Origin of the sequence: Streptomyces solincola (assembly GCF_002982015.1) — a bacterium.
Taxonomy (GTDB): Bacteria; Actinomycetota; Actinomycetes; order Streptomycetales; family Streptomycetaceae; genus Streptomyces; species Streptomyces solincola.
Genome location: NZ_PVLV01000468.1, coordinates 1 through 2,801 on the forward strand (window position 1 = coordinate 1; position 2,801 = coordinate 2,801).

At 76.2% G+C, this 2,801-nt stretch carries 2 protein-coding genes and 2 pseudogenes; 2 read left to right on the forward strand and 2 right to left on the reverse strand.

Going from position 1 to position 2,801, the window contains the following annotated elements:
* Window positions 1-214: pseudogene (locus C6N75_RS24695) on the forward strand (serine/threonine protein kinase); the annotation flags it as partial.
* Window positions 215-230: 16 nt separating this feature from the next.
* On the opposite strand, the gene C6N75_RS24700 reads toward C6N75_RS24695, so the two are convergent.
* Entirely contained in the window at window positions 231-1,079 is an 849-nt protein-coding gene (locus tag C6N75_RS24700; protein ID WP_407703269.1) for a VOC family protein, read from the reverse strand.
* Window positions 1,080-1,315: 236 nt separating this feature from the next.
* Here C6N75_RS24700 and C6N75_RS24705 point away from each other — a divergent pair.
* A pseudogene (locus C6N75_RS24705) lies at window positions 1,316-1,768 on the forward strand (hypothetical protein).
* On the opposite strand, the gene C6N75_RS24710 reads toward C6N75_RS24705, so the two are convergent.
* The coding region (locus tag C6N75_RS24710; protein WP_105871104.1) for a lysine N(6)-hydroxylase/L-ornithine N(5)-oxygenase family protein at window positions 1,735-2,801 on the reverse strand (1,067 nt) is incomplete at its 5' end. The pseudogene C6N75_RS24705 and the gene C6N75_RS24710 sit on opposite strands and share 34 nt — an antisense overlap.

Consider the following 2,801-nt stretch of genomic DNA (forward strand, 5'->3'; position numbering starts at 1 on the left):
GCCCTCCCGCCGGGGCGGCCCGGCCCCCGCGGGCGGCCGCCGACCCGGCGGCTCGGCCCGCGCCTTCGTCAGCCGCCGCCCCCGGGTGGCCAGCGCGCTGGCCGGCACGGTGGCCTTCCTGGCCGCCGTCTGGCTAGGCATGGTCCTCTTCGCCCCCGACACCGGTTCCGCCACCACCCCGCCGCCCTCCCCGGGGGCCTCCGCACCCCGCTGAGCGGGCCGGCCGGGACTCAGCCGGCGTCCTCGATCCTCGGCGTCCGGCCGCTGGTGGTCTCCGGGTCCAGCACCGAGAACACCGCCCCGGCCGGGTCGGCGAGCACCGCGAAGCGGCCGTAGGGGCTGGACTCCGGGCCCCAGTGGACCTGCCCGCCCAGCTCCCTGGTCCGGGAGGCCGCCCGGTCCGCGTCGTCCACGGTGAAGTAGACGTTCACGAACGGCGGGGCGTCGGCCGGGAAGTCCTTCGGGTGCATCGCCAGCCGTCCCAGCACGGTGGTGTCGCCGAGGTTGTACAGGCGGAAGTCCTGGTCCGGCTCACCCGGGTCCTGCATCACCTGCTGCCGGTAGCCGAAGACCGCCCCGAAGAAGGCGTCGGCCCGGTCCGGGTCGCGGGTGGTGACCTCCGCCCAGCAGTAGGCACCCGGGGCCGGCGGCCGGGCTTCGAAACCCCGGTGGCGGCCGGGCTGCCAGACGCCGAAGACCGTCCCGCTCGGGTCCCGGGCCAGCACCATGGTGCCGAAGTCGGAGACCTGCATCGGCTCCATCAGCACCTGACCGCCGTTCTCCCGGATCTTCTCCGCCGTCGCGGCGGCGTCCGGCGAGGCCAGGTACAGGCACCAGGCCGGGGTGTCCTCCGCCCCCGGCATCGGCGGCACCACCGCGGCGGCCGCCTTCCCGTCCGCGTACGCCTCGGTGTAGTCGCCGTACTCGGTGCTCGCCTCGCCGAACGTCCAGCCGAGCACCTCCCCGTAGAAGCGCTTGGCGCCCTCCAGGTCGGCGAACATGGCGTCGGCCCAGATCGGCGTCCCGGCACGCGGCATCGCCTGCGCGGTCTCCTCGGGCCGTGTGGTCTCTGCGGTCATGGCGGCGGCCTTCTTTCCACTCGAACGCTTGGTTTTCGCCCCGTTCCCCCGAAAAACCCGCCTGAATTGTCACGCTAGCGAGCCTTGTCCGGTCCCGCGCGGCGAATTTCAGCGTGTCGGCCAGCGCACGAGCTTGACGAGGTGTCATACTCACTCCGTAGCCCGTCGTGCATCCCCCGTCGCGACGGGCTACACCCTTGTCCGCACGCCTCCCGCCCGAGGCCGGAGGCCCCCGCATGACCACCGCCCCGCAGCGGAGCGCCGCGGCCGCCGCCCGGGCCGTCACCGACGCCCTCCAGCCGCGCAACGTGCTGCTCGCCGGCATGACCGCCGTCGGCTGGGCGGCCGCCGACGGGCACGGGAGCGGGTTGCCCTGGGGCCTGCTGGGGGCGCTGTGCGCCGGGATCGTGCCGGCCGTGCTGGGGCTGTGAGTGATGACCGTCGGCCTGCCGGCCGTCGACACGGTGTGGAAGATCTCCGTGGACGCGGCCGTCGCCTCCGACGTCGTCGCCCTGCTCGCCGCCGTGCACAGCCCCTGGTGGCTGCTGGGGTACGCGATGGCCTCGGCCGTCTGCTGGACCCGGGTGGCACTCGGCTACCACACCCGCGCCCAGGTCCTCGCCGGCGCCGCCCTGGGCGCCGCCACCACCGTCGTCTACCTGCTCCCGCCGCTGCCGCCACCGCCCTGACCCGGCCCGCTGCCCCGCTCCGGCCGCGGCCCCGGCAGCCCGAAGGTGGTGAAGGCGGTGCGGGAGGGCAGGTCGTAGGCGTCGTGGCCGGTGCGCTCGCGGGCGACCGCGTTGACGATCACCGCGGACCGCCAGGCCGCGAGCCCCAGGTCCGGGGTGCCGACGCCGTGGCTGTGCCGCTCGGCGTTCTGCACGAAGACCGAGCCGCCCACCGCCGGGTCCAGCACCAGCCGCTGCTCGCCGTCCACCAGGGCCCGGCCCGCCCCGTCCCGGCCCAGGTACTTCTCCAGCGGCCCCAGCAGCGTCTCCAGCGGCCGCTCCCGGTAGCCGGTGGCCAGCACCACCGCGTCGGTGGCCAGCGCCGCCCGGGTGCCCTGCCGCCGGTGGTGCAGCGCCAGCTCCAGCCGCCCGTCCCGGCGCCGCGCGCCTTCCACGGCCACCCCGGGGGTGAGCACCACGTCCGGCCAGCCGCCGCCCAGGGTGCGCCGGTACAGCTCGTCGTGGATCTCGCCCAGCGTCTCCCCGCTCACCCCCTTGTAGAGCTGCCACTGCGCCGGCAGCAGCGCGTCCCGCTCGCCCTCCGGCAGCGCCCGGAAGTAGGCGGTGTAGTCCGGGGTGAACTGCTCCAGGCCGATCTTGGAGTACTCCATCGGCGCGAACGCCTCCGTGCGCGCCACCCAGGCCAGACCCTCCGCCCCGGCCGGCCGGGCCCGCAGCAGGTCCAGCAGCACCTCCGCCCCGGACTGCCCCGAGCCGACCACCGTGACGTGCCGGGCCGCCAGCAGTCGCTCCCGGTGCTCCAGGTAGTCCGCCGAGTGCAGCACCGGCACGCCGGGGTCGCCGGCCGGCGCCCGCAGCGGCTCCGGCACGTGCGGGGCGGTGCCCACGCCGAGCGCCAGGCTGCGCGCGTACATCCGCCCGCCGCCCGTCCGCGTACCGCTGAAGTCCACCGCGAAGGCGCCCCGCCCGGCGTCCCAGGAGACCCGCTCCACCCGCCGCCCGAACCGGCAGGCGGCCAGCCCCTCCCCCGCCC